Genomic DNA, 25,565 nt, shown 5'->3' on the forward strand with positions numbered 1-25,565 from the left:
TCAATCTTAATTAGATCACACTTTTACTTTAATTGGTATAACTTCCTTTTAAAATGGTCCCGAATGAAACTGAAGTACTGCAGTTTTAGGCTGGTGAAGTACTTTGATACAATGGAATGATTAACTCATTTATGTTGATGCAGGGCCTGAACTGCTTGATTGTTTTCGTTGGCAACCGCTGCTTAAGGCGTACCGCCATACTCGATTGCGTTTGGCAACTGCGTCCTCGGTTTGATGCTCCTAGCTATGCCGAGCGATTAGAAAGCTTTGAATGGTGGCATTGGGATGATGAAACACTAGCAGAAATATTGCCACCATTCCAAAAAGATTGCGGTGAGTTTTTGGCTTACTTTGAGCAAGTCTAACCCCAATATATTTTAAGTCTGAAACTAAAAAAGCAGCCTAAGTGGCTGCTTTTTCGTTTAATAACTTTATAGCGGTTTAGCTGGCAAGCCGTTTAGTTCGCTAACTGATTAATTAGAAAGCTTAGCCTCGACTTGCCCAAGTGCGCGTTGGTACATAAACCAAGCACATGTACCGGCAAGCACATTACCCACCATGGCACCCCAGAACAGGCCTTCAATACCAGCAAGCTGCGAACCAATCCACAAGCAAGGCAAGAAGAAGGCGAACAGGCGCAGTGCTGATATCGTTAAGGCAGTATAAGACTTACCAAGCGCATTCGAGATAGAAACCATCAGCATACAGATACCCAACGGCCCTAAACTGATAGGAACGATAAGTAAGTGGTAGTTCAAAATGGTCGAGACTTCGTCTTCGCTGGTCATGAGATTTGCCAGCCCGCCAGAGAACATCCAAGTTACCAGTGCGATCACCAATTGGAATCCTAATACAAACATCACGGCAATCTTCACAAGACTACGTATGTTCCCTAGGTTCTTTTCTCCCAACATTCGGCCAATCATAGGTGGCATCGACATAGTCAGAGCAAGCACTGCAACAATCGAAAAGAACTCAAAACGTGAACCTAGCGCCCAAGCTGCAACGGCTGCTGTGCCGTAGCCTGCAAGCAGTTTGGTGGCGAGCATCGAAGAGACTGGTGGCAGTAGCTGACTGATCATCGCAGGCCCCATGATGTTTCCTATAGAACGAATACTCTTGCCGATATCAAGATCGTGCCAGTCGAATGTCATCCAATGCTTCTTAGTTACCTTAGGAGCAACGATAAAGATACCCGCACCGAACGCCAAGATGGTCGCAATCGCGGCTCCGTTGATACCCATGTCGAGCGTGAATATGAAAATCGGGTCCAATATCAAGTTGATGATGCTGGTCGCGATCATCATCGAACCGGGCAGCATGGTATTACCATTGGCACGACACACACTGTAGAAAAAGTAGAGCAGTGCGCCTGTCCAAGAGCTTACCAGCCAATAGATCCAGTAATAATCAATGATCGGCAGTACCGTCGGTGGTGCATCGAGGAGTTGTAAAATAGGACCACGCAACAGATAGATGATGACCGAGAACAGCGCGACACTCACACTGCCCATCGCAACGACTAATCCGCCGAGCTGTTTGGCATAGCGTATCTCGTTAGCCCCAATAGCTCTCGCGATCACAGCCGTTGTCGCGATGCCTAGTCCGACTTGAATCCCGATAATGATCATCTGAATTGGTAGCGTGAAGCCTTGAACCGCGAGCGGCAGTACGCCTAACTGGCCAATAAAAGCACTGTCTACAAGTTGGAAGCTCATCAGGGAGAGCACCCCAAACAGCATTGGCCATGTCATTGTATAGAGTTGTCGGCCAAGAGAAGGCGAGGGAGTTGCGGTCGTAGAATTCATAACACTCTTATCAGTCTTGAAGGTAGGTTTGTCGTAGTGACAATCCACTCAATGAAGAATTGCGTAAAGGATAACGTAACGTTAGCTCGATACCAATAAATGTCATTAAATCTATCGATATTACCTTTGCACAGTTTCATCGGTATGTGAGCATTGTACAATGTAACTTTATGCGTTCGCTTATTGAAATTTAAGGTGTCGTATCTTGTTTCTGAGTTTTATATTAGCGGATTGGGTCTAAAGGTTTTCCATTCGACTATTTCTAATGTTTCGCTTTATCCCGATAACTTGGTGGCGTGACTCCAACCCAACCTTTGAATGCACGATTGAAATTACTCAAGTCGCTGTAACCCACTTGCCAACTGATGTCTTGAACAGAAAGGTTGGTCTCTTCAAGTAGCTGTTTTGCTTTAGCTTCCCGAACTTGTTCTTTGGCTTGTTTAAAGAGAATATTTTTGCTCTTCAGGTTTCTCTGCAGCGTTCGTTTTGTCATGCCGAGCATGGTCGCAAACCACTCAATATTGAACCAAGGTAGAGTCGCATAGGTGTCTATTAATATCTCGACAGCGTGATGCCAATCTTGGGTACTATTTCGTTCTGAAATGGCACGATAATCATCGGGCAGCGGAATCGAGAACGCACCGTATTGCTCTTCAAACTGAATATCAGAATCAAAGAAATGCTTAGGTAATTTACGTGCGCTGTTGTGCTTAGAGACCAACTTGGCGTGTGATGGTTGCCAGTGACTGTCAATGAACTTACGGCATAGGCTAATCACGGTCAGGGCGCGAAACCATTCTGCTTGTTCAAAACCTGAGGTCGATGGGTGATAGCAACTTCGATGACACAGCCACCACAATCCATCGCTTTTTTCCGTCCATATGGTGACGTGATTACTTAAGGTCGATATTTCAGTAATCAAGCAGCGTACCGCTTGCTCGAGAGAAGTGCATTGTTCAATTTTTCGGTCTAGCTCAGGTGACAATTGCTCTAGAGAGGCCTTACGTCCAACCTCAATCCCTATCGAATAGCCAAACTTACGCTCAAGGCCATGAATGAAGCGAATCACGTCTTGTGTAGGAAGCCATTGATTGGATTGTGTCAGTTCAATGGGTAGACCGCACGCAACGGCGACGGTGCGCCAATCCAGTCTATGTTTGTCACAATACTGAATATATGGAGCAATGTTACTGGTCGAAGTGAGCAGTATGCTGGTGGTGTTCGATGATGCTTTCATTGTTTTGTGCCTACCATTAAATGTCATCAAGTGACCTAATTAAGTGTAGCGCATCTCCCTATACTTTCCCTAACCCAAACAGGAGAACAATTATGAAACTTAAACACATTGCCGTTCTAGTATCGTTAGCGACCCCATCATCATTTGCTCTTGCAGCAAACCCAGTTGAAGAAGCTCTGAAAGTTGAAGGTGCTCAAGTTACCTTGACCGTGAAAGAGGCGAGCACAGCATTTACCCCAAGTTTTACTGACTCAGCTCGTGAGTTATTCAATAACTTTCATTGGCAGATGGGCGGCGACCACAGCGTTTACTACAACATGCACATGAGTGAGTTTCTACCAACGGCACTGGCGGCTCCAAACGAAGAGTACAAGCCTTTAGTCAAAAATATCGACCCACGACTCGCTGCACTGAAAGTTGATACTGAAAGCAAAGGTCAGTTGACAATGGATGAGTACTTGGCGGATGAACAGTTCCGTACCCAAGGCTTTATGTTGATTCACAAAGGGGAGATCGTTTACGAAGCTTACCCAGGTATGAAGCCGACAGATACGCACGTTTGGGCATCTACAGCAAAAACGACGGTTGGCACAGTGATCGCAATGTTAGTGGAAGAGGGCAAAGTCGACCCTGAAAAAGAGATCGCTGAGTATGTTTCTGAATTGAAAGGAACGAACTGGGATGGCATCACAGTACACCAAGTTCTGAACATGTCGACCGCGCTAGACAATGAAGAGACATTAGAGTCTATCTTGAACCCAGACTCTGATGTGGTGCGTTTCTTTGCGGCATCGTTTAACTCACCTCGTGCAAAAACGGGTGAAATGGAAACTTGGATGGAAGTGGCTCAAGGTGCACAGAAACTGGAAGGTGAAAAAGCCGGTGACCATTTCCGTTACGCATCTATCAACACCATGGTGCTGACTAAGTTAGTTGAAAACGTTGAGAACAAAACTTGGACTCAAGTATTCGAAGATCGTGTTTGGTCAAAAGTGCACGCACGTCAACCAATGCAATTCAACTTGACGCCAGATGGCATGGCGATCGCGGTTGGCTTGGTTTCATCAACGGTAGAAGACATGGCTCGCTGGGGAACACTATTTACACCTAGCTGGAAAGCGGTGGCTGATGAGCCAGTGGTGTCACAAGCTGTGATTGATCGTATCCGCAACGGCGGTGATCCAAAAGCATTCGTAGGTACTAGCAAAGAGAGCAGTTCACTGCACGCATACAACGAAAAAGCAGACTACAACGCATACCAATTTGATTTCATTTTCAATGACGGTGCAATGTCGAAAAGTGGCAACCTAGGCCAATTTATTTACATCGATCCTGCACGTGACTTTGTGGGTGTGATGTTCTCAACCAACCCATACCACTCAGGTTTTGGTGAGAATAAAGGCCCTGCACTAATGCGTTCGGCAGCAAAACTACTTGCTGACAAGTAATCTATTTATTACCTAACAGGATGTTCCAGGCTTCAAGGAGGAAGCAAACGACTTTCGAGAGATATAATGAAAAATTTTGCTCTATTAATCCCGTTGAGTTTAGGTCTAGCCCTTCCTGCACATGCTGATTCAGATTCCGAACGTGTTATCGATCCTGCTGATGTCACTAAAGTTTATACTCAAGCTGCATTGATGCTGAATGGTAGTTCAGATATCCAATTTCAAGGGCAAGTTTCTGGCGGTTTAGAAAACGGTCAGCAGTTTGCCCTACTGGCCGAAGGGACGTTTGTCGATGAAAGCAACACAGCGCTTCGCGATCCAGACAAATTCGGTACAGAGTACAGCAACTCTAGAATTCAGTACTTCCACGTCTTTGAAACGGGGACGAAAGCTACGCCTAAAGTGGGTCTTTCATTAGATTATATTAATACGCGCAACAGTATTAAAAATGACTTATTGTCGGTTGGCGGTGTTGTTGCGATTAATCCAGCTTATACCGGTGGATTCCTGGTATTTCCAAGAGCAGGACTGATGACTGGTAGTATGGAGATCCCTGGCGTCACTTCATCTAAAGATGATTTAACGGGATACTCGCTTGGTTTGATTACCGCGAAGCATCTCGGTGACTCTGGCGCTTATGTGTCTTTGGTTCCTGAGTGGCAAGATCTTTCTGGTGATGATATCGACATGCAAAACTTCTCATTTAAAACATCGTTAAATGTGCCGATGAACACTGCAAGAACTTGGTGGTTGAATACGCGCTATGACATTACCAAAGCGGATGTTGATGTGAAAGGTGTGCCAATGCCGAATGGTTGGCAAACCGAAGCTTGGGTTGGTGTGAGATACTACTTCTAGCGCTCTAGCCAGCTAATTTGGAAAGAACCTAAAAAAGCCAGTCAACGTGACTGGCTTTTGTCGTTAAGGTACCGCGTGAAGCGTTACTTATTTACTTATTTATTAGCAACGTTACCTAGCTTCAACCACGTATCGATAACCGTATCCGGGTTTAGTGAAACAGAGCTGATGCCTTGCTCCATTAACCACTCTGCTAGGTCGTCATGGTCAGATGGGCCTTGGCCACAAATGCCCACGTATTTACCCGCTTTGGTTGCTGCATCGATCGCCATTTTCAGCATTGCTTTCACGGCTGGGTTACGCTCATCGAATAGGTGTGCCACGTCACCTGAATCTCGGTCTAGGCCAAGCGTCAGCTGTGTCATGTCGTTTGAACCGATAGAGAAGCCATCGAAGTACTTCAAGAACTCATCAGCCAAAATTGCGTTCGATGGTAGCTCACACATCATGATGACTTTCAGACCTTGGTCGCCACGGCGTAGGTCGAACTTAGCCAGAATGTCGATAACCGATGCCGCTTCGCTTGGAGTACGAACGAATGGGATCATGATTTCAACGTTCTTAAGGCCCATTTCGTTGCGAACGCGTTTGATCGCTTGAGTTTCTAGCTCGAAACAGTCTTCGAATACTGGTGAGATGTAACGAGATGCACCACGGAAGCCCAGCATTGGGTTCTCTTCATGCGGTTCAAACGTTTTACCGCCGACTAGGTTGCTGTACTCGTTCGACTTAAAGTCAGACATACGTACGATCACACGCTTAGGCCAGAATGCAGAAGCGATAGTCGCGATGCCTTCTGTTAATTTGCTTACGTAGAAATCGATAGGATCTTTGTAGCCACGAATACGTTCGTTGATTTCCGCTTTTAGCTCATCCGTTTGTGCATCGAAGTTAAGCAGCGCTTTAGGGTGAATACCGATCATCTTGTTGATGATGAATTCTAGACGAGCAAGGCCAACACCTTCGTTCGGGATTTGTGCAAAGTCGAAGGCACGATCTGGGTTACCCACGTTCATCATTACTTTGGTTGGTAGCATTGGTAGCTCATCAACCTCAGAACGTTTGATTTCAAAATCGAGTTCGCCGTTGTAAACGTAGCCTGTTTCGCCTTCTGAACATGACACTGTCACGGTATCGCCATCGTTTAGGCTGCTTGTTGCTGTACCACAACCAACAATCGCTGGGATACCAAGCTCGCGAGCAATGATCGCAGCGTGACAAGTACGGCCACCACGGTTAGTCACAATCGCAGACGCTTTCTTCATCACAGGTTCCCAGTCTGGGTCTGTCATGTCAGTTACCAGCACGTCGCCTTCTTGAACCAGTGACATTTGGTCTAGAGAATCAACCAAGCGAACAGGGCCAGAGCCGATACGCTGACCGATAGCGCGGCCTTCAACCAAGACATCCGCCTTATTGTTTAGCTCGTAACGCTCGATAACGTTTTGATCGCTTTGAGAACATACGGTTTCTGGGCGAGCTTGAACAATGTATAGCTTGCCGTCGATACCATCTTTCGCCCACTCGATGTCCATCGGACGTTGGTAGTGCTTCTCGATGATCATCGCTTGTTTTGCTAACTCTTTGATCTCTTCATCGTTCAGTGAGAACTGGTTACGCTCTTGCTCGTCAGTATCAATGATGTCGACTTGCTTACCGATCTCTTGATTGGTCGAGTAGATCATCTTGATCAACTTAGAACCAAACGTCTTTTTAACGATTGGGTAGTGACCCGCTTCTAACATTGGCTTGTGCACGTAGAACTCGTCTGGGTTCACTGCGCCCTGTACAACCATTTCACCCAAGCCCCAAGAAGAGGTGATGAACACGACTTGGTCGAAGCCTGACTCAGTATCAAGCGTAAACATCACACCTGAAGAGGCTTTGTCTGAGCGAACCATGCGTTGAATACCCGCAGACAATGAAATGCCACGGTGGTCAAAGCCTTGGTGTACACGGTAAGAGATAGCGCGGTCGTTAAACAGTGACGCGTAAACGTGCTTGGTTGCTTCGAGTACCGCGTCGATGCCTTTCACGTTAAGGAAGGTTTCTTGCTGGCCTGCGAATGAAGCATCTGGAAGGTCTTCTGCGGTTGCAGATGAACGCACAGCTACAGACAATTCTTCGTTGTCTTCGATTAGCTCGCGGTAGTTATCACGGATGTCTTGCTCTAGTGATTCTGGGAAGGGTGCGTCTAGAACCCATTGTCGAATCGTTGCACCTGTCTTACGCAGTGCGTCAACGTCTTCAACATCAAGTTCATCAAGTAGTTGGTGGATGCGCTCATCAAGACCTTTGTAGTCAAGAAAGTCGTTAAACGCATAAGAGGTGGTAGCAAAACCATTAGGTACAGAAACACCAGCATTGGACAGGTTAGAAACCATCTCGCCCAGTGAGGCGTTCTTACCGCCGACTTTGTCGACATCTTCCATGGATAGGCCATTGAACCATAGGGTATTATTTTGCATTTATTTCTCCAGAAACATAGCAAGCATTGTAGGGATTTAAAGGCAAACGATTACGTGTCAGTTTAAAAAAATGTAAATTATTTTCTAAAGCTGTGGGGGACGTAATAGTCAGCAGGGTTTTATTATCTATATTATGGTTACCATCCTACTCAAAATAATTTTAAACATTAAATAAAAAATGCAAATTGATATTCAAAGTCGTGATGTATTCTATGTTTCTGATGGAACGGCCATAACATGTGAGACTTTAGGGCATGTTGTTCTAGGTCAATTCCCTTTTAAAGCCAATGAAAAAACCTTTCCGTTTGTGGAAAGTGAGGACAAACTTTCTGATTTATTAAAAGAGATTGAAATTTCGTATCGTGATACCGGATTAGAACCGCTAGTGTTCTTTTCGATTGTGATACCTGATATCAAAACCAAATTGCTAGAAGCGCCCGCGCACTGTTATGACGTGTTAGAGAGCATCGTGCAGAAAGTACAGGATGACATTCAGATGGCGCCTGTTCCTAAGTTGCAGCGCTCACGCAGTGTAAACAAGGACTCGGTGAAGTATTTCGACCGTATTGCTGCGATTGAGTACACGCTCGCGCATGATGATGGCATCACGCTAAAAGGGCTGGAAGAAGCCGACATCATCTTGTTGGGTGTTTCTCGAAGTGGCAAAACACCAACAAGTTTGTATATGGCGATGCAGTTTGGCTTACGCGTAGCAAACTACCCATTTATCCACGATGACTTGGCACGCTTAAAGCTGTTGCCAGAGTTTGAGATTTACCGACATAAGCTGTTTGGTTTGACCATTGATGCAGAAAGGCTCACTGAAATTCGTGAGAACCGCTTAGCAGGCAGCGAATACGCCAGTGACTCACAATGTTTGTATGAATTGCAAACGGTAGAGGCGATGTTCCGTCGAGAAGCGATACCTTACATCAACACCTCTTCACTATCGGTTGAAGAAATTTCGACACGAATCTTGGAGCGAACGGGTTTGAGAAGGCGTCTGCTGTAAGACAAAGCCTTAGAGAAATAGAATGGCCAGATAAAAGAAAATCGAAGCTCGCAGTTTACACCTGAGAGCTTCGATTTTTTGTTTGTGCTCGTTGTAGTCGCTTGCGAGTCAGAGCTTGTTTTCTTAATCGAGATAGCTTTCTAGCGAAGTAAATACAGCTTTAGCGTTTCACTTTTCTTTTCTAACCAGCGTTCAAGTGCTGGTGGCCATGTGATGCTTGGTTCTACGCAAAAGCCACGAAGCATCGAGAAATACACCGCTTGATCGACTAGAGGCAGTGATGACTCACCATTCTCTAGATCCAGTAAGAGTTCGGCATCTTTCAGTAATGGGTTAATCAGTTGAACGAACTGAGGCGTCTTTTCTAACAGTTCTTCAAAGTTAAAACCTTCGGTCTCTTTACTGGCACGCCAAGCTTCTTTGGCTCCAGCAGAGCGATATTCAGCCAAGTCGAGGTTCCACCAACGTGGGCGTCCAATCTGTTGAGTAAGAGGGAATGCGCGAGTTTGGAACACAGTCACTTGCTCAGATGGCACACGCTGCTCATCGCTTGATTTCAAGTCCATGAAGTACGCGATGATATCTAGGCTCTCTGCCATGATAGAGCCATCGTCTTTTTGTAAGACGGGTACCATCTTTTTACCGATCAGATCGATAAGGGTTTGGGCATCATCATAATCGACAGAAACAAGCTCAATGTTCAAGCCTAGCGATTGAGCAATGTAGGAGACTCTTGCACAGAAAGGGCAGTGATCGTAAATGTAAAGCTTCATAGCTTCCCTCATTCGGGTCTTTCTTAGTATAAGATGATGCTAATGTACCAGAAACTTTCGCAGACAATAAGCCTTTGTTAACAAGAACTATTCACTGCGATTAAGTGCATGGGAATATCAAGAGAACGATGAGAATAAGCACCTAGTGTAGAAACTCGTTGCCTAATTCTATTGTCAGTTGAGTGCGGTTTTATTGTAACGAGTAAGCTAATGAGAAAGCTGGTGGGTAAATGACGGGCATAAAAAAGGCTCTGGCTGCTTACTCTAATGCAGAAGAGTGAAGTCAGCCAAAGCCTCAATTTTGTTACCTTTAGTAGAGTGACTACTAAAAGGGCAGAGTGGTTAAACTATGCTTTTTTAAGATCTTGCGCTGGGTAAGTAAGCGTCATTGCGCCTTCTACCGTTGTAACGTGAACGTAGCCGCCACCAGCACTTAGGCCAGTTACTACCATTTCACCTAGTTCAACACCTTTTGTTGCTACAACGCGATCATCAACTGAAAACACTTTACACACCTTCAATAAATTAAATAAATACGATAGATATCGAACGCGGATTTAAACAGATGGGACCTCAATCAACTAATCCGGTTATTTGTCGTAAAGATTAAATTCAGTTATGTATAAATAATTATGTATTAAAAATTAGTTTGTTAACTTACGCTGTGACGTTATTTATCCGCTGGATACACGACACCAACTTGTTGGCGCATCTCTGTAATTAACTTCGCAACCGTTAAAGCGCGCAGTTGGGCCTGCGCTTGTGTTGCGTTGTCGCCAGCAATGCAGCTAGCAAAGGCCTGCGCTTCGTAACTCATGGAGTTTTCGCTTTGTGCTTGAGTAAGGTTTTCTACCGTGCCATCGCGGTAGCGGATCTTAACGTCAGTACATTCAGCGATGTGATCGATGATGATCGCCCCTAATTCACCTTGGATCTCGCTTGGCGCATAAGAGTCGCTGACTTTGGAGTGCGCAAGGGTCACATCAAACTCAGGGTATTGGAAGATCGCACAGCCATGAGCATCGACACCTGAATCAAGTAGCTTTGCAGAAGCCTGTGCGTTTTCAGGTTTGCCAAATAGCGCGACTGTCGCGGCAACACAGTAAAAGCCAATATCGACCAATGAGCCGTTAGAAAAAGCTGGGTTGAAGGTATTTGGGTTCTCGCCGTTTAGGTATTTTTGGTAGCGCGATGAATACTGGCAGTAGTTGATGTGTGCTTTATGTACCTTGCCAATCTTTTCTAACCCAAGTTGAACTTGCTTAAAGTTCGGTAGGAATTGAGATTTATACGCCTCAAACAGCACCACACCGTTTTTCTCAGCGACTTCGAACATGCGTGTTGCTTCATCAATATTTGATGCAACCGGCTTTTCACAGATAACATGCTTGCCGTGTTCCATCATGAAGATAGATTGCTCGCAATGCAGTGAGTTAGGGGAAGCGATGTACACGGCTTCTACAGTGTTGTCATTGGCCAATGCGTCGAGTGAGTCATACGTGGTTTCAACGTCAAATTCTTGGGCGAACTGTGCCGCGCTGTCTAGATTTCGAGAGTAAACCGCAGCAAGTTGCATCGATTGAGATTCGTGTGCAGCTTGAACAAACTTTTGTGTAATCCAATTGGTTCCAATTACAGCAAACTTAATCATATAGGTATCCAGTCGTTAGTCGTCGTTAGTCGTCGTTAGTATATTGATTCTGCAGAGATAGTAGCACTCAACGGCTGGCAATGTGCCTGAGATTTACGGAACAATTTCCCTAAACATAGTGCCTAATATTAATGTTCAGCCTTCACAGAGCGTCTGAGTTGACCAGTGTAACGGTGCACAACTAAGCCATTTTTGCTAAGGTGTTATTGAATTCAAACAAGGTGATGATATGCAAATCCGGACGGCCAAGGTAACTGATATTAACGCGATCTTAGCGCTCTCTGAGCAGATAAACCGTCAACATCATCTTGGTGCGCCTATGGTATTTGCACCAGCGTCACAAGGCTTGGCCGACAGTGAAGAGTATTGGTTAGGTTTGATGCTTGACCCACTTGGCGCTTTCTTGGTTGCAGTAGACGACAAGCAAGTCGTTGGCTTTTTAGCGGGTAAGGTAACGCAGAACAAAGGCGTCAGTTTTATTCAGCCGCACAAGGTGGCAAGGGTCAATACGATTGTGGTGAACGATCAGGTTCAGAGCAAAGGTGCTGGTCGAGCGTTAATGAAGTCTTTTAATCAATGGGCGCAGGCGAGAGGAGCGATAGAACTTAGGTTGGAGGTAATGGAGTTTAACCAACAAGCTCAGGGTTTCTATGAGTCGTTAGGAATGGAAACTCAGTCACGAACCATGTCCATGCGTTTTGAGGAGATCTAAAGGTGCGTCTGTTTCTGCCTTTATCACTGTGTTTACTGTTTGTGGCTTCGAACGCGAATGCTGAGCAAGTCGTGGTCGAGAAAATAGTCTCTGACGCGACCGCTATCGAAACCATCGTATTCGAGTCTGCCCCGGCTCATTCTCAACGTGTCTCAACGTCTTCATCTAATTCAACCTCTTCCACCAGCTCAAACTCCGAGCATGTGATTATTGTGGATGATGTTCTTAACAGTAGCCCTGATGAAAAGGTAGCTCAGCTTTCTCAAGGGTCATCAAAACGTCCACCTCAAAGTTCCTCTCGACAGTTTTACAACGTACCGGATAGCGCATCTGAGATAGATTCGCTGTCGCAAGTGGTTACGTTAGTTAAAGTCGATAAATCGAAACGTAGGATGTATCTGCTAAAAGGTGAAGAGGTGATTCAGGAGTTTCGTATTGCGCTAGGCAAACAACCGAAAGGGCATAAACGCTTTGAAGGGGACAACCGAACGCCGGAAGGGGAATACCAGCTCGATTATGTGATGGAAGAGTCGGACTTTTATCGCTCAGTACATATTAACTATCCGCAACCTTCGGATATGCAATGGGCAGAGCAAAATGATGTAGATCCTGGAGGAAACATCAAAATCCATGGCATCAAAAACGGCGAGCGTCGTTCGCCGAGCTTTATTCAAAGTTTTGATTGGACGGATGGCTGTATCGCGTTAACCAATCAAGATATGGATGAGTTTCTCCAACTTGTAAAAATGGGTACCCCTATCCATATCGAATGGTAGTCATTGGTACCCAGTTTTCTTAATCACTTTCCGCAGTCAATTAGCGCAATCAATTCGCGAAACCAATTCGTAAAAGCAACGTCCAAACTTAACCGCTAAAGCCAGTTACAGTATGACTCGACCTGCACTGAATATTGCAATCACAATCAGCAATGCAATGGTGACTGGCTTGAACTTCGCTCCACCAAATCTCTCGAACAGTTTAGAACCCACATAACCGCCAAACATGCTGCTTGGTAGAAGCGCGAGAGTCAGCCAAACTACATCGCGGTCGACTAACCCAGCGATAGATGCCGAAACAAATGCAGTGGAATCCGCCAAGACAAAGAAGGCTATCAGTCCGGCTCTAGCAATGTGCGGAGCGACTGGGCTTGCCAATGCATGAGTGCCAATTGGAGGTCCTGACATCGAAGCCGCGCCGTTCATTACACCTGCAAGGCTGCCTAGAATATAGGGAGCAAATCTAGGTTCGCTTTTGTACTGGAAGCCTTTATAGATCATAAGCGCAGACGCAAAAATGAAGGCACTGATGATCAAGATGATCGTGTCTTGGCTAACGGATTTAAGCAGAAGTAGGCCGACTGGTGTGAAGGCAAAACAAGGGATAAACACCTTTAAAACCCAGCGCCAGTTAACGTGCTTTCGAACTTTAGGCAGTAATTGAACATTGCCTAGGAGATCGATCAACATGAAGACGGGAACCAGTTCGATAACAGGCGCGAATAACGCACTTAATGGCAATGCCACTAAGGTGAAACCGAAACCTGAGAAGCCACGAACAATAGCGGCGAAAATGAAGATTGCACCCAAAATTGGGAAGGTTGGACTAAAAATGAGATCCATAAATTAAGTAACCAATGAAGCTGTCTAAATAGAGCGAGCTAATGAAACCAAGTGAGTAGCGGAATGTACTCATACTCACTTGTGTTTGCTACCTAATTTTAAGGTTTCCCGAGAGTTAATTTTAAAGTCTCTCGGGGTTGTTTTTGCAGTATTCGCTTGGTCAATTTATAGAGGTAAATTGATTCGGAAGATCAGTGAATACGGCATCTACTTTTGAGATGAATTGGAAGTGAGAGGGATCGTTTACTGTGTAGCACCAAGTTTGAATATTTGCTTCACTGAGTGTATCAAGATCGCTCTGATTCACATGCTCGTAGTTCATGTGACAGCTGAACGCTTTAACCTCGTCAATCAACATCAAGTCGGCTTGAGTCAGTTGCTCGGTGATCAGACCTACGCGGTATCTCGGCAGGTGACGAGCCATTTCAGAAACGACTTGATGGCTGAAACTTGAAAGCAGCACTCTGTCGGTGTCTAGATTTGAACGAATCAACTCGGTATGCAGCAAATCAACGACATGAGGCGCTTGATGTCGACTGTCGACTTTGATCTCTAAGTTCACGCTGAGATCATGCTGTTCAGCAAGCGCGAGCAACTCTTCCAACGTCAATATTCTTTCACCAGCGAACTGCTCAGACTTCCAACTGCCAAAATCGAGCTGACGCAGTTCTGCAAGGGTGTGTTCGTCGACACGACCCTTGCCATCGCTGCAGCGCTCAAGGGTGTGGTCGTGACAAACCACAAGTTGATCATCCTGAGTTGGCTGAATATCTACTTCAATCCATTTCAAGCCGAGTTTAGCGGCTTGTTCAATGCTTGCTTTGGTATTTTCTGGGTGAGTACCTGCAACACCCCGATGACCTACGATGATAGACGACATAATTAATCCTTCTTGAATGCGCATCGTAAATATTTATTAAATATCAGTTTTCCCGAATACGCCAGAGTAATTGCTGGGCAAGAGTCTCTACACAGGATTCGGCTCATAAAAGTGATATTTTCCTCTTAGTACTTTCCTAGCAGTACTAAGAGGAAAAGCCTCTCGAGTGGAGAGGCTTTGGATGAGATGAGGCTTTGACCCGAACCTCGCTTTAGTGTGCGATATCGAGTTGGTTGTCTTTCACGCCGTTAATACGGAACCAACCTGCAATACTGAATCGCTCTGTGTTTGTCGGCAGTACCTCGTGTGGGAACTGTTCAGATAAGAATACAAATAAGCGGCCTGACTTTGGTGGAATGGTCGTGATGTGGTTGTCTTTTAGGTCGTAAACCACAAGTTCACCAGCGTCTTCTTCTGTCCACTCATCATTCATATAGAACACAGTGGTCAGGCGGCGGTTTTCATTGCCCTTGAAACAGTCTAAGTGCTTCTGGTAGAAGTCGCCTTTTTCGTATTTAGCAAAGTGCGCTTCGTACTCGAACAGACCCAAAAAGAACGCTTGGTTTGCCGCTAAACGAATTTGTTCCATTTTGTCTAGGAACAGAGATGCTGGCTGACCCATATCGCGGCGCACCCATTGAATCTTGTCACTACGAATGGTCGACTCTCGCGTTACTTCATCGTTACGGCCAATCCTAGCCTTTTTCCAGTTCTCTGGAATGCAATCCCTCAATGCCACCACTTCTTCTTGAGTTAAGAAGTCATCCCAAACGAAATAACCTTGGTAGAAAGAGCATCGATTAGTTGGTTCATGTATAGCACTCAGACAATAAATTAGAGGCGCATATATAGTCCTAATAACTTAGGTCAACAAATCACGTATTTTGTCGTCACGATAAAAGAGCGGAAGAGCATGGTACTTTGATGTGATTTTATAGTTAACAAATTTGTTACAAATAAATGTGAGTTTGCTATGGTGTAGGTCTGACCAGTTGAATTATCACAAGGAGTGGGTTTGCAGCTGCATACCATTAGAGGTTACATCCAAGACATGTACTTGGTGGAGTATCCGGACAAATTACTGTTGCTCGATGGCGCATGTCGAGCCGATATTCCGCATTTGAAGGCTTTTATTGAAACCGAACTTATGCGTGATTTTTCTGATCTCCACACGGTTGTGGTGACACACATGCATCCTGACCATGCAGGGGCAGCGCACAAGCTCAGAAAGCTCACGAGCTGTAACTTGGTGGCAGCAAACCGAGACAAAGATTGGTATCACGGCATCGATGGCATTTTGATGCACCTGACCGACTTAGCGCTTGCTAGGTGGATGGCGAACCGCTTAGGCAAGCCTAAAGCAAACCTATGGTATTCAAGAAAGTTAAAGCCGGACTACAAGCTGTCTGATGGGGATAGTATTCCAGGGTTTGATGATTGGTTGGTTCTTGAAACATCGGGCCATACCGACCGTGATCTCTCGGTCTATTGCCCATCACACAGCGTGGCTTATGTGGCCGATTTAATGGTCGAGGTTAAGAAGAAGCTGATTCCGCCATTTCCTATCTTTCACCCTAATAAGTATCGAGCGTCTGTATCGCGCATTTATGACATGCAGCTCGATACCTTGCTGGTGGCGCATGGTGGGCAAGTCGATTTCAGTCAGAAGGCTTTTGAACACCTGTTGATGAGTGCCCCAAGAAGGCCTGTTACACATTGGCGAGTGACGAAAATCAAAAGCAAGAAATTACTTTTATCGATTGGGCGATTTGGTTTTCAATCTCATGGTAAATCGAAGAAATAGATCAGAAGCTTGAATGCAAAGTCGTGTATTCAGAGCTGAAAGTAGAAATAGAAAAATAGATAGCAATAAGGCCAGTCATGAGACTGGCCTTATATCGTTGTGAGTAGCTTTAGTTATAACCTGTGGAGCGGTTACGATGACTCGGATTAGTGAGTCAGCAGGAATTCACCCGCTGGGTCAACAATCACTTTGTCACTCATGCCTTGGCGACCAAGCAACATCATGTAAGTCATGTCTTGACGGTTGCTTAGCGTGATATCGATAGGCCATTGTTGGCCACCGATTCTCAGCATGGTCTCAATCACACAACGGTGTTCAACTTCGCCGTTAGATGATTTGATTTTCTTACTTGTTTTCAGTTTCGCTTTGCAGCGCACTGTCTCTTCTAGGTGATAAACGTCTGGGTGAAGATCAAACTCAACGAAGTTCTCACCGTCTGTTTTTACACATAGTAGATTGTCTACGTGTAGAGAAGAGGTTTTAGCCCCTGTATCAACACGTGTATGTAGTCCAGTTATCCCTAACTCTGGCAAGCAAAGTGCTTCGGTATTCCCTATGATCATTTTATTGTTCATTTTCTTTCCAATCATGAGTTAACGGTATTCAATCAGCCCTTGCCACGAGTACGGTTAGCGTTTGGCTTTGCATTTTTTTCGATGAACTCGAAAATCATGTCTGCTACATCTTTACCCGTTGCTTTCTCGATGCCTTCTAGGCCTGGAGAAGAGTTTACTTCCATTACCACTGGGCCGTTCTTAGATTGTAGAATATCTACACCACATAGGTTTAGTCCCATGATTTTTGCTGCATTGATTGCTGTTGCGCGCTCTTCTTTGGTTAGTTTAACCAGCTGAGCAGTGCCGCCACGGTGCAGGTTAGAGCGGAATTCACCTTCACCAGCTTGACGCTTCATTGCAGCAATTACTTTGTTGCCAACAACAAAACAACGGATGTCTGCGCCATTTGCTTCTTCAATGAACTCTTGAACCAAGATGTTCGCTTTTAGGCCCATGAACGCTTCGATAACGCTTTCTGCTGCTTTGTTTGTTTCTGCTAGTACAACGCCGATACCTTGAGTGCCTTCAAGAAGCTTGATCACAAGTGGCGCGCCGCCTACGTTTTTGATCAGGTCTTGAATCTTGTCTGGGCGGCTAGCGAAACCTGTTTTTGGTAAGCCAATACCTTTACGAGACAACAGTTGTAGTGAGCGCAGTTTGTCGCGAGAGCGACTGATTGCTACTGACTCATTGATACAAAAAGTGCCCATCATTTCAAATTGGCGAACAACCGCAGTTCCGTAAAAGGTAATGGAAGCGCCAATACGTGGAATAACAGCATCGTATTGAGGTAGCTCTTCACCCATGTAGCGAATCTTCGGATTGTTACTCGCGATATCTATATCACAGTGCAACGTGTCGATAACATCGACCTGATGACCACGTGCTTCTCCAGCCTGCTTTAGACGAGCGGTAGAGTATAGATTTTCGTTGCGAGAAAGAATTGCGATACGCATGGCGTTTCCTTAGTTAATACCTGATTGGTAACTGCAAATAAATTAGTTGTTAGCTGAGCTTTCAGTTTTTTCTGAGGCTCCTTGCTTGCTTCGGGGCGAACCTTAAGGCTTTTCGTTCAACTAAGAAAACGAATTAAATTTGTCGAGTCGACAACGGAAATTTATCGATTGTGTGAGCTATTGGTACAGCAGGCTTGAGAGGGGAATTGGAATGGAAAAGCGAGTTGAGACCTAACTCATATTGGGGGTAGGAGCATATTAGGTTGTACCCAACTCGCGTTTACTCGGTGCTAAAAAGTGTACTAATAACGCCAGTTACATAGATCTATAAGTGTTCGTAGTGCTTCTCTTTCGAGCTTACTGCAGGTGCTTTTTAGCTTGTTAAGATAGTATTTTCTCATGGTCATTACTCTCTCTGGTTAGGCTTTATTTACAACCTATGGTTTGTTGCTGACCCGTTCATTATGGATAATTAAGAGGAACTAAAAAACAGATGTTATTTTTATTGGTTGTTCCTGTTTTGGTCGCATTACACTACTTTTTGATGAATGTGTTTTATAATGGGCTTAATTAGGAAGAGCTATCTTTAAAAGGTTCATTATTTGTCTGATCTAAACATGATGCGTTACTACACGCGGCTAGAGTCGTTCGAGCCAAACATTTCTCATTCAGTCACCCTAGCCGAAGTAGCGAATATGCTGTTTACAAGCTTGCGTCACGCTCGAACCTTACTTGGTAAGATGCATCAAGCTGAATGGGTGGTGTGGGAGCCAAAAGTTGGCAGGAATCAACGCTCTAACTTAACACTGCTTTTTAGCAATTCAGAGTTGGCGCAGCATGTTGCAAGTAAACTGATAGAGCAGGGCAAGTACGAAAAAGCACTTTCCATATTGGATAATGACCGCGCTGTGTTTGGTTCTTTACTGCAAGAAACTTCCGGCGCGACCATGCGTGAAGGGCTGCTGCACGTTCAATTAACCTATAAGCGTAAGTTTGAGGATTTGTTTCCGCACCATATACACCGCAGTAGCGAACGATTTTTGATAAGACAGGTTTTTAGCTGCCTAGTGACGTGTAATGGTAAAGGTGAGTTAAAGCCTGAATTAGCTCACCATTGGGAATATGACACAGAGCAACTGGTTTGGACTTTCTATCTGCGCCCCGGTCTGACTTTTCATGATGGGCAACCTGTGGATGCTAAGCAATTAGTTTCGATGTTTTCTGCGTTGCAAACCTTACCTTTCTATCAGACAGAGCTAGCCCATGTCGCTTCAGTTTACAGTGAGCAGCCATTGAGGATCAGCTTTCAACTCACCAAAGCAGATACCGGCTTTGCTGGTTTACTTGCTGGCGTTAAATATTCGATTCAACCCGCAGCGCAAGTCACCCGTGAACCGTCGCCATTAAGTACCGTGTCCCATGCTGTTATTGGAACCGGCCCATTTAAAGTGGTTGATGCCAACAACGAACGAATCAAGCTCGCCGCATTTGAGCATTATTATGGTTGTCGCTCGTTAACCGATGAGGTGACCATCTGGCAGTTTGAGGAATCAATGACGGGCACTGCTCGTTTCGATGATAGCCAAATGCACGTATCGCCTTATGAAGATTCTTCTTGCTTCCATCAATTAGGGAAAAGCGATGCGGACCTTGTTTCAACAGACACAGACGGCCTTCGTAGCCGAGTCGAGGATGGATGCTTGTTTATCCTGTTCAATCAGAACTCAGCGGCTAGCCCACTAAATAATGAGCAGCGCAAATACCTTTCACAACTGACCAACCCACAAGCGATTTTGTCTCAGCTGGAACACAACAAGGGTTTGTTTAGTGTCTCTTTAGCTCAAAATATACTGCCAAGTTGGCAGAAATTGTATCGAACGCCTTCGAAAGAGGCACAACTGCCGGAAAAGATGAGTATTGCGGTTTACGACTATTATGCGTTGTATCGATGTGCGATTTGCGTATCCGATATACTCAAACGATATGGTGTGGAAGTTGAGGTGAACACCTACAGTTTTCGAGAGTTGGCGCAGCTCTCTCAGAGTGGCGAGTTAAAGGAGGACTTGGTGCTGTGTAACTTGAACCTCGATGACAATGCCCCGTCTTCGCTGTTCTCGTGGATGATGAACGACCCTGTTTTGCACTCTGCTTTGGGAGAGATGAACAGCGATTGGCTCAAGCAGCGCTTGGATAGTCATAAAGCATCCGTGGAACTGCCTAATTACTTGGCAGAGCTAGAACCTATCGCGTCTACTCTGATCTCAGATTATTGGTTAGTGCCTATGTTCCATCACTTACAGACCGTTCGTTTCCAAGGGATTCTTAAAAACGTAGCCATCACCAACTGGGGATGGCCAGATTTCAAGAATGTATGGTCTGCTGATTAACCTTTCTGACTAGCTAAATAACTAAGTTAACTCGTTGCCAAAGTTGGTTTTTCCAAAATCGACTTTGACACGCTTACGTCTAGATAAATTAAAAATTACACTCTGTGGTTTACTTTTTGGTTTTGGTATGTAAACTAGTCAGTGTAGTTTTTGAGTTGGGTCTTTCCCAACGGTTGAAGAGATACCAATGAAAAAATATCTATTACCGATTTTAGGAGTACTTGCCGTGGTCGCTATCGTAAGCACAGGTTCACAAGCAAATGACAATCTAGATAAGCTTCCAAAGAAGTTTGCTAACAGTGAGTTAGAGTACAAATCGGGCATGTCTGATATTTTTTCAATCTTGAAAGCGTATGTAACCGTGGAAAGAAATGAGCCAGTGCCACGTGCTGCATTGCCTTTGATTCCGATGACAGCCGAGCAATTGATCGAAGAGACAGAAGACGTTGCGTACCGCTTAGGTCACTCAAGTGTGATGATGAAGCTGGATGGCAAGCTAGTGATGACTGACCCTGTGTTCAGTGATCGAGCATCACCAGTGCAATGGATGGGGCCAAAGCGCTTTCACCCAACCCCAATCTCACTGCAAGATCTACCTGACATCGATGTGGTAGTGATCAGCCATGATCACTACGACCATTTAGACAAAGGTGCCGTGAAGGTATTAGCCGACAAAGTAGGGACGTTCTTAGTGCCATTAAGAGTGGGCGCACTGTTGGAAAAGTGGGGCGTGGATAAAGAGAAGATCATCGAATTGAACTGGTGGGAATCGGCAACGGCCTCAGACATTGAGTTCACGTTGACACCGACACAGCATTTCTCTGGTCGTGGCTTGCTTGATCGTGACCAAACACTGTGGGGCAGTTGGGTTATTAACGCTTCAGACAAGAAAGTCTTCTTTAGCGGTGATTCTGGTTACTTCAATGGCTTTAAAGAGATTGGCGACCGTTTTGGGCCGTTTGATTTAACCATGGTTGAAACGGGTGCGTATAACTCACTTTGGGCGGATATTCATATGTTCCCAGAACAGAGTGTTCAGGCACACATTGATCTGCAAGGTAAGGTGATGATGCCAATCCACAACAGTACCTTCGACCTTTCTATGCATGATTGGCAAGACCCAATGGAACAAGCACTGGCGATAAGCAAAGAGCGAGATGTACAAATGGTAAGCCCGGTGATGGGTGAACGTTTGGTGATCTCAGAGCCTGTACCTGTTCAGGCATGGTGGAAACTAGCATCGAATTAGAGCTGTCATCCAAATAGACATAGCTAAACCACTAAGCTGTACAACCCAACTTCTACACGAAACGCCACCGATCTTACGATTCGGTGGCGTTTTTTCGTTTTATTTTTAAGATCAGCTTTCTAAGTTCTGCGCCATTTTCTTCGCAATTTTTCTGAATTGTTCTAACTCGTCTTCGGCCATGCCTTTGGTCATTCTCTTCAGCATGTCTCGATCGATATCCGAGACCTTACTCATGATCTCTTGACCCTTATCAGTCAGAACCAATAACTGGCTGCGCTTGTCTTCCGGGTTCGGAGACTTCTTCACAAGTTCCTGATTGATCAAGGCATTAATGAGCCGAGTGACCTGTGCTTTATCACGATCTAGGAAGTGTGCGATATCGATAGCGGTACATGGAGACTTCTTAGTAATGATCTTCATGACACGAATGTTCATAGGGGCGATCTCTGAGTCTAAGCTCTCAATCTGTTCGCTCATTTGACGTTTCAAAGAGTGCACTAGACGAAAGATTGATTCTAGCGATGTGTTATCAGACATAAACTATCCTTAGAAATATAGTTGACATTATCAACTACTGTATTTATAGTTGACATTATCAACTTAATTGTTCGTAAATTCAAGACAGGAAATAGATATGACGATTCAAGCAACTCTAACGCCAACTCTTCCTGAGCAAAAAGGCACACCGGTTTTATACAAAGTTTTGGTCATGATGAGCTTAATGCTGACGATTGGCGGCAGTTTAACGGCTGTGATGACTTACATGAATGTCGGATTCGGCGAGGAATTTATTGGCAACTGGCTTTCTTCGTTAGCCCTTGTTGTCGTGATCATGATGCCAATGGGCACGGTGATGATGGCTTTAGTCACCAAAGCCGTTGCTAGAGTGTTCACAACTTATAGCGAGAAAGTTCGCAACCTGATCGTAGGACTGATCATGGCATTCATAATGGAGTCCATGATGGCATTTGTAACAGCGGCAAATAACATTGGATTTTCGGATACATCGGCGTTTACCAGTGGATGGTTTAATGGATTTATTGCCGCACTTCCCATTGGCCTTGCGATCATGGTCGTGATGTCGATGACGGTTAAACCTAAGCTCGAACGATTCATGAAGAGCTAACCAAAACACTTTTTAAGCATTTTAGGAGGTCCACATGAAAGCATTCACAGGCAAACACAATAACTACCGTATCACTATCGAAGAAGTGAACATCAAAGAAGATCGTGAACTTCAAACCATGCAGTTTGAAATTGAAGACAGAGAAGATATGTTCGCGATTGTTGAGAAGATCAAACATGACAGCGGCTTAGACGAGCAATCAGCAGCGCGACTAGGAGTGAGCATTCGCTTGTTAGGCCCATTGATGATGCAAGATAGAAAACACCCTCTGTTTGTTGATTTCATGCCTCACTTCAGAAACTTCATGCAGAATTTGAAGAAGACGTTGAAAGGGCAGTAAAGCCTGAACATCAGTAATACATCGAAAAGTCAGTAATCAAATTACTGGCTTTTTTACATTTAAATCAAAATAGTTTCAGTTGTTTGCGTCTAGAATATGCGAAAATTGATGGCTGAATTTTCGGTGTAGCACCGTTGTTGAATTGTCTATTCAAGCTTTAAGAAATCCGATATTATACTGGTCATAAAACTAAAGGTGGTATTATATGACAAATGTATTTAAACAAGCAGCTGAAGAACTGTTGAGTCGTCGTGTTGCTGGCACCAAAGCACCAAGATTGGACGAACAGTACCGTCCGAATAACTTGGAAGATGCGCTAAAGATCCAATCTTCAATGATCGATTTGAAAAGCGATAAAGTCGGCGGTTGGAAGTGCTTACTTCCTCTGGCTGAAGACAAGTTTGTTGTTGCGCCAATCTTCTCGGGCAGCGTTCAACAAGGCGAAGTTTGTGAACTGTTTGCTGACAACGGCGTAGTACGCGTTGAGCCTGAAATTGCATTTACTCTTGCTAAGAGTCTGCCTGCAAACCAAGAAGGCTACAGCGAAGAGCAAATCAACGAAGCGATTGGTTCTTGTCACATGGCACTTGAGTTAATGCAATCTCGTTTTGCGGATGACAGCGGCGCTGAGTTCTATGAAAAACTGGCCGATGGCCTAGTAAACCAAGGCTTATTCATTGGCCCTGAGATTGATCGCGAAAAAGCGTTCACTTCTGCAGAGATCAGTATTGAAGTGACTCAAGGCGAGCAAGTTCAAGCATTCGACGGTAAGCACCCGAATACACTGCCACCAAGCCCAATTTACTGGCTGATTAACTACATGACACGTCGTGGTGTTGATTTCCAAGCGGGTGAAGCCATTATCACGGGCTCTTACTGCGGTATCGTGGAAATGGAATTCGATAAACCAACGACCTTCCACTACGAAGGCATTGGTGAATACCAAGTAACGTTCAAGCAGAAACGCTAACTTCTAGCGGCGCACTATCTGTTATCGAAAGGCTGTTTACTGATGAGTAAATAGCCTTTTTTATTACGTGATGCTCAATAGGGTTCTTATTACTTTGCATTAAATTAGGCGTTTAGACGTCTAGACGTTGACAAGTTCTAAGTGTGACATTAGTCTGCTCACCTTCCTGTTCTATTGTGTTGTCGTTCCATGTCCAATTCAAAAAATTCTAACGCGGTAATTGCCCCTTCTGCAGTGGCGCTTATCCCTCTGATCGTTTTCCTTGCGCTGTTTATTGGCGTGGGTACATACCTGTCGCTACAAGGCGTCGATTTTGCTTTCTATCAACTTCCAGCTCCGATTGCGGCTCTGCCTGCTGTGATGTTAGCGTTGCTATTGAGCAAAGATAAATTGAACCGTGCGATTGAGCAGTTCTTAGGTGGCGTGGGTCACAAAGACATTATCGCAATGTGTATGATCTACCTATTGGCGGGTGCTTTTGCTGCTGTGGCTAAAGCTTCTGGTGGCGTGGACGCGACGGTAAACCTTGGTCTATCGGCTATCCCAACGAGCATGATCCTACCGGGCATCTTCCTTATTTCGGCGTTCATTGCGACAGCAATGGGCACCTCTATGGGTACTATCGCTGCGGTTGCTCCTGTTGCACTAGGCATTGCTGACTCAGCTGGCATGAGTATTCCTCTAACCGCTGGCGTGGTGCTAAGTGGCGCTATGTTTGGTGACAACCTTTCTATCATCTCAGATACCACGATTGCTGCGACTCGCTCGCAAGGCTGTGAGATGAGAGACAAGTTTAAAGAGAACATCCGTATAGCACTTCCTGCTGCACTTATCGCGATTGTTATCTTTGCTTTCAACAGCACAGCAACTCAAGTTCCTGAAACAGGCCCAATTGAATGGCTGAAAGTCCTTCCGTACATCACTATTTTGATTCTTGCTGTATCGGGTATGAATGTATTCGTTGTGCTGACTATTGGTATCTTGCTGGCGGGTGGCGTGAGCCTAGGTTCTGTTGAGAACTACGGTATGACGGATTACGCTCAAGATATCTACGCAGGCTTCGGCAACATGCAGGAGATCTTCTTACTGTCGATGCTGATTGGTGGTTTGAGTGAGCTAATGCGTCGCCAAGGTGGATTGGCGTTCCTGACTAGCTTGGTAAGTGGTGTGATTCGTGCGTTTGGCTCTTCACACTCTAAGCAAGCGAATGGCCGTGCGAGTGAGTTGGGTATTGCGGGCTTGGTATCAATGGTGAACCTATGTACTGCAAACAACACGGTAGCGATTATTGTGTCTGGTAGTGTGGCTCGCCAATTAGCTGAAGAAAATAACGTTTCTCCACGTCGCTCTGCCAGCTTATTGGATATCTTCTCTTGTGTGATTCAAGGCGTATTGCCTTACGGTGCACAGGTATTGCTATTAGGTTCGGTATTTAACTTATCGCCTTTGGATATCGTGGCTAATTCTTACTACTGTTTCGCGCTTGCAGTCGTTGCTGTGGTAGCTGTGTTTATTAAACACCCAGCACGTCAAGTGGCTCAAGCTTAGTAATAATTAACCAAACTGAGTGCTCACTGGCTCTGATAAGAAGGCTCCTTAATAGGAGCTTTTTTGTGCGTGAAACTCATGGCTTGAAAATTCAATGTACGTCTTCAAATACAAGAAAACCGCCTATGTAGACGGTTTCTAATTTCGTTATAGCGGTTTTCA

The 25,565-nt window shown here is 45.0% G+C and carries 24 protein-coding genes and 1 pseudogene; 13 read left to right on the forward strand and 12 right to left on the reverse strand.

Annotation, left to right across the window (positions count from 1 at the left end; translation table 11 throughout):
- Positions 1–131: 131 nt before the first annotated feature.
- Positions 132–365, forward strand: a complete 234-nt coding sequence (locus AB4263_RS20495) for a phosphonate metabolism protein (RefSeq protein ID WP_010428389.1) — start codon at positions 132–134, stop codon at positions 363–365.
- A gap of 108 nt (positions 366–473) precedes the next feature.
- Here the strand turns inward: AB4263_RS20495 and AB4263_RS20500 are convergent, their stop codons facing one another.
- The gene (locus AB4263_RS20500; protein ID WP_017069196.1) at positions 474–1,808 is read right to left on the reverse strand and encodes an MATE family efflux transporter; all 1,335 of its coding nucleotides are present in this window, start codon (positions 1,806–1,808) and stop codon (positions 474–476) included.
- A gap of 262 nt (positions 1,809–2,070) precedes the next feature.
- Positions 2,071–3,045 carry an AraC family transcriptional regulator gene (locus tag AB4263_RS20505; protein WP_017060555.1) on the reverse strand — a complete coding sequence of 325 codons (975 nt, stop codon included), beginning with the start codon at positions 3,043–3,045 and terminating at the stop codon, positions 2,071–2,073.
- Between the two features lie 92 nt (positions 3,046–3,137).
- Here AB4263_RS20505 and AB4263_RS20510 point away from each other — a divergent pair, with 92 nt between their 5' ends.
- Together AB4263_RS20510 and AB4263_RS20515 are read left to right on the forward strand one after the other, a co-directional pair.
- Positions 3,138–4,493: a serine hydrolase gene (locus tag AB4263_RS20510; RefSeq protein ID WP_017060556.1), complete on the forward strand. Its 1,356-nt coding sequence runs from the start codon at positions 3,138–3,140 to the stop codon at positions 4,491–4,493.
- A 66-nt stretch (positions 4,494–4,559) separates the two neighbouring features.
- Positions 4,560–5,351, forward strand: a complete 792-nt coding sequence (locus AB4263_RS20515; RefSeq protein ID WP_065584879.1) for a hypothetical protein — start codon at positions 4,560–4,562, stop codon at positions 5,349–5,351.
- A gap of 95 nt (positions 5,352–5,446) precedes the next feature.
- Here AB4263_RS20515 and ppsA read toward each other — a convergent pair whose 3' ends face one another.
- Positions 5,447–7,819: a phosphoenolpyruvate synthase gene (gene ppsA / locus AB4263_RS20520; RefSeq protein WP_372073508.1), complete on the reverse strand. Its 2,373-nt coding sequence runs from the start codon at positions 7,817–7,819 to the stop codon at positions 5,447–5,449.
- A gap of 178 nt (positions 7,820–7,997) precedes the next feature.
- Here ppsA and AB4263_RS20525 point away from each other — a divergent pair, with 178 nt between their 5' ends.
- On the forward strand, positions 7,998–8,831 hold the full coding sequence (locus tag AB4263_RS20525; RefSeq protein WP_017060559.1) for a pyruvate, water dikinase regulatory protein: 834 nt from the start codon (positions 7,998–8,000) through the stop codon (positions 8,829–8,831).
- Positions 8,832–8,971: 140 nt separating this feature from the next.
- Here the strand turns inward: AB4263_RS20525 and grxB are convergent, their stop codons facing one another.
- From grxB to AB4263_RS20540, 3 genes are all read right to left on the reverse strand, one after another.
- On the reverse strand, positions 8,972–9,604 hold the full coding sequence (grxB, locus tag AB4263_RS20530) for a glutaredoxin 2 (protein WP_372098811.1): 633 nt from the start codon (positions 9,602–9,604) through the stop codon (positions 8,972–8,974).
- A gap of 347 nt (positions 9,605–9,951) precedes the next feature.
- On the reverse strand, positions 9,952–10,110 hold the full coding sequence (locus AB4263_RS20535; RefSeq protein ID WP_004733064.1) for a hypothetical protein: 159 nt from the start codon (positions 10,108–10,110) through the stop codon (positions 9,952–9,954).
- A 164-nt stretch (positions 10,111–10,274) separates the two neighbouring features.
- On the reverse strand, positions 10,275–11,255 hold the full coding sequence (locus AB4263_RS20540) for a Gfo/Idh/MocA family protein (protein ID WP_017060561.1): 981 nt from the start codon (positions 11,253–11,255) through the stop codon (positions 10,275–10,277).
- A gap of 229 nt (positions 11,256–11,484) precedes the next feature.
- On the opposite strand from AB4263_RS20540, the gene AB4263_RS20545 reads away from it, so the two are divergent.
- The gene (locus AB4263_RS20545) at positions 11,485–11,967 is read left to right on the forward strand and encodes a GNAT family N-acetyltransferase (RefSeq protein WP_017064907.1); all 483 of its coding nucleotides are present in this window, start codon (positions 11,485–11,487) and stop codon (positions 11,965–11,967) included.
- A gap of 2 nt (positions 11,968–11,969) precedes the next feature.
- Positions 11,970–12,743, forward strand: coding sequence for a murein L,D-transpeptidase family protein (locus AB4263_RS20550; RefSeq protein ID WP_017067270.1), 774 nt, complete (start codon positions 11,970–11,972; stop codon positions 12,741–12,743).
- Positions 12,744–12,848: 105 nt separating this feature from the next.
- On the opposite strand, the gene AB4263_RS20555 is transcribed toward AB4263_RS20550, so the two are convergent.
- From AB4263_RS20555 to AB4263_RS20565, 3 genes and pseudogenes are all read right to left on the reverse strand, one after another.
- Positions 12,849–13,586, reverse strand: coding sequence for a sulfite exporter TauE/SafE family protein (locus tag AB4263_RS20555; protein WP_102394179.1), 738 nt, complete (start codon positions 13,584–13,586; stop codon positions 12,849–12,851).
- Between the two features lie 160 nt (positions 13,587–13,746).
- Positions 13,747–14,466 carry a glycerophosphodiester phosphodiesterase family protein gene (locus AB4263_RS20560; protein WP_372098812.1) on the reverse strand — a complete coding sequence of 240 codons (720 nt, stop codon included), beginning with the start codon at positions 14,464–14,466 and terminating at the stop codon, positions 13,747–13,749.
- Between the two features lie 211 nt (positions 14,467–14,677).
- A pseudogene (locus AB4263_RS20565) lies at positions 14,678–15,279 on the reverse strand (2OG-Fe(II) oxygenase).
- A gap of 202 nt (positions 15,280–15,481) precedes the next feature.
- On the opposite strand from AB4263_RS20565, the gene AB4263_RS20570 reads away from it, so the two are divergent.
- A complete protein-coding gene (locus AB4263_RS20570; protein ID WP_372098813.1) occupies positions 15,482–16,270 on the forward strand; it encodes an MBL fold metallo-hydrolase in 789 nt (262 codons plus the stop codon).
- 146 nt (positions 16,271–16,416) lie between these two features.
- Here the strand turns inward: AB4263_RS20570 and AB4263_RS20575 are convergent, their stop codons facing one another.
- Both AB4263_RS20575 and rimK read right to left on the reverse strand, forming a co-directional pair.
- A complete protein-coding gene (locus AB4263_RS20575) occupies positions 16,417–16,845 on the reverse strand; it encodes a RimK/LysX family protein (RefSeq protein WP_008224746.1) in 429 nt (142 codons plus the stop codon).
- Positions 16,846–16,877: 32 nt separating this feature from the next.
- Positions 16,878–17,783, reverse strand: a complete 906-nt coding sequence (gene rimK, locus AB4263_RS20580) for a 30S ribosomal protein S6--L-glutamate ligase (protein WP_004740040.1) — start codon at positions 17,781–17,783, stop codon at positions 16,878–16,880.
- Between the two features lie 602 nt (positions 17,784–18,385).
- Between rimK and AB4263_RS20585 the strand changes: the two genes are divergently transcribed.
- Together AB4263_RS20585 and AB4263_RS20590 are read left to right on the forward strand one after the other, a co-directional pair.
- On the forward strand, positions 18,386–20,170 hold the full coding sequence (locus AB4263_RS20585) for an SgrR family transcriptional regulator (RefSeq protein ID WP_372098814.1): 1,785 nt from the start codon (positions 18,386–18,388) through the stop codon (positions 20,168–20,170).
- Positions 20,171–20,357: 187 nt separating this feature from the next.
- A complete protein-coding gene (locus AB4263_RS20590; protein WP_102394174.1) occupies positions 20,358–21,419 on the forward strand; it encodes an MBL fold metallo-hydrolase in 1,062 nt (353 codons plus the stop codon).
- Positions 21,420–21,530: 111 nt separating this feature from the next.
- Here AB4263_RS20590 and AB4263_RS20595 read toward each other — a convergent pair whose 3' ends face one another.
- Positions 21,531–21,956, reverse strand: coding sequence for a MarR family winged helix-turn-helix transcriptional regulator (locus AB4263_RS20595; RefSeq protein WP_017060573.1), 426 nt, complete (start codon positions 21,954–21,956; stop codon positions 21,531–21,533).
- A gap of 97 nt (positions 21,957–22,053) precedes the next feature.
- Between AB4263_RS20595 and AB4263_RS20600 the strand changes: the two genes are divergently transcribed.
- The 4 genes from AB4263_RS20600 to AB4263_RS20615 all read left to right on the forward strand — a co-directional run bounded on the left by AB4263_RS20600 (position 22,054) and on the right by AB4263_RS20615 (position 25,403).
- The gene (locus tag AB4263_RS20600; protein ID WP_017081271.1) at positions 22,054–22,545 is read left to right on the forward strand and encodes a DUF2798 domain-containing protein; all 492 of its coding nucleotides are present in this window, start codon (positions 22,054–22,056) and stop codon (positions 22,543–22,545) included.
- 34 nt (positions 22,546–22,579) lie between these two features.
- Positions 22,580–22,885: a DUF3861 domain-containing protein gene (locus AB4263_RS20605; RefSeq protein WP_017060575.1), complete on the forward strand. Its 306-nt coding sequence runs from the start codon at positions 22,580–22,582 to the stop codon at positions 22,883–22,885.
- Positions 22,886–23,090: 205 nt separating this feature from the next.
- The gene (locus AB4263_RS20610) at positions 23,091–23,855 is read left to right on the forward strand and encodes a hydratase (RefSeq protein ID WP_102394173.1); all 765 of its coding nucleotides are present in this window, start codon (positions 23,091–23,093) and stop codon (positions 23,853–23,855) included.
- Between the two features lie 189 nt (positions 23,856–24,044).
- The gene (locus AB4263_RS20615) at positions 24,045–25,403 is read left to right on the forward strand and encodes a Na+/H+ antiporter NhaC family protein (RefSeq protein ID WP_136982880.1); all 1,359 of its coding nucleotides are present in this window, start codon (positions 24,045–24,047) and stop codon (positions 25,401–25,403) included.
- Positions 25,404–25,565: the final 162 nt, after the last annotated feature.

It is taken from the genome of Vibrio sp. 10N.261.55.C5, assembly GCF_041470505.1.
Lineage (GTDB): Bacteria > Pseudomonadota > Gammaproteobacteria > Enterobacterales > Vibrionaceae > Vibrio > Vibrio crassostreae_C.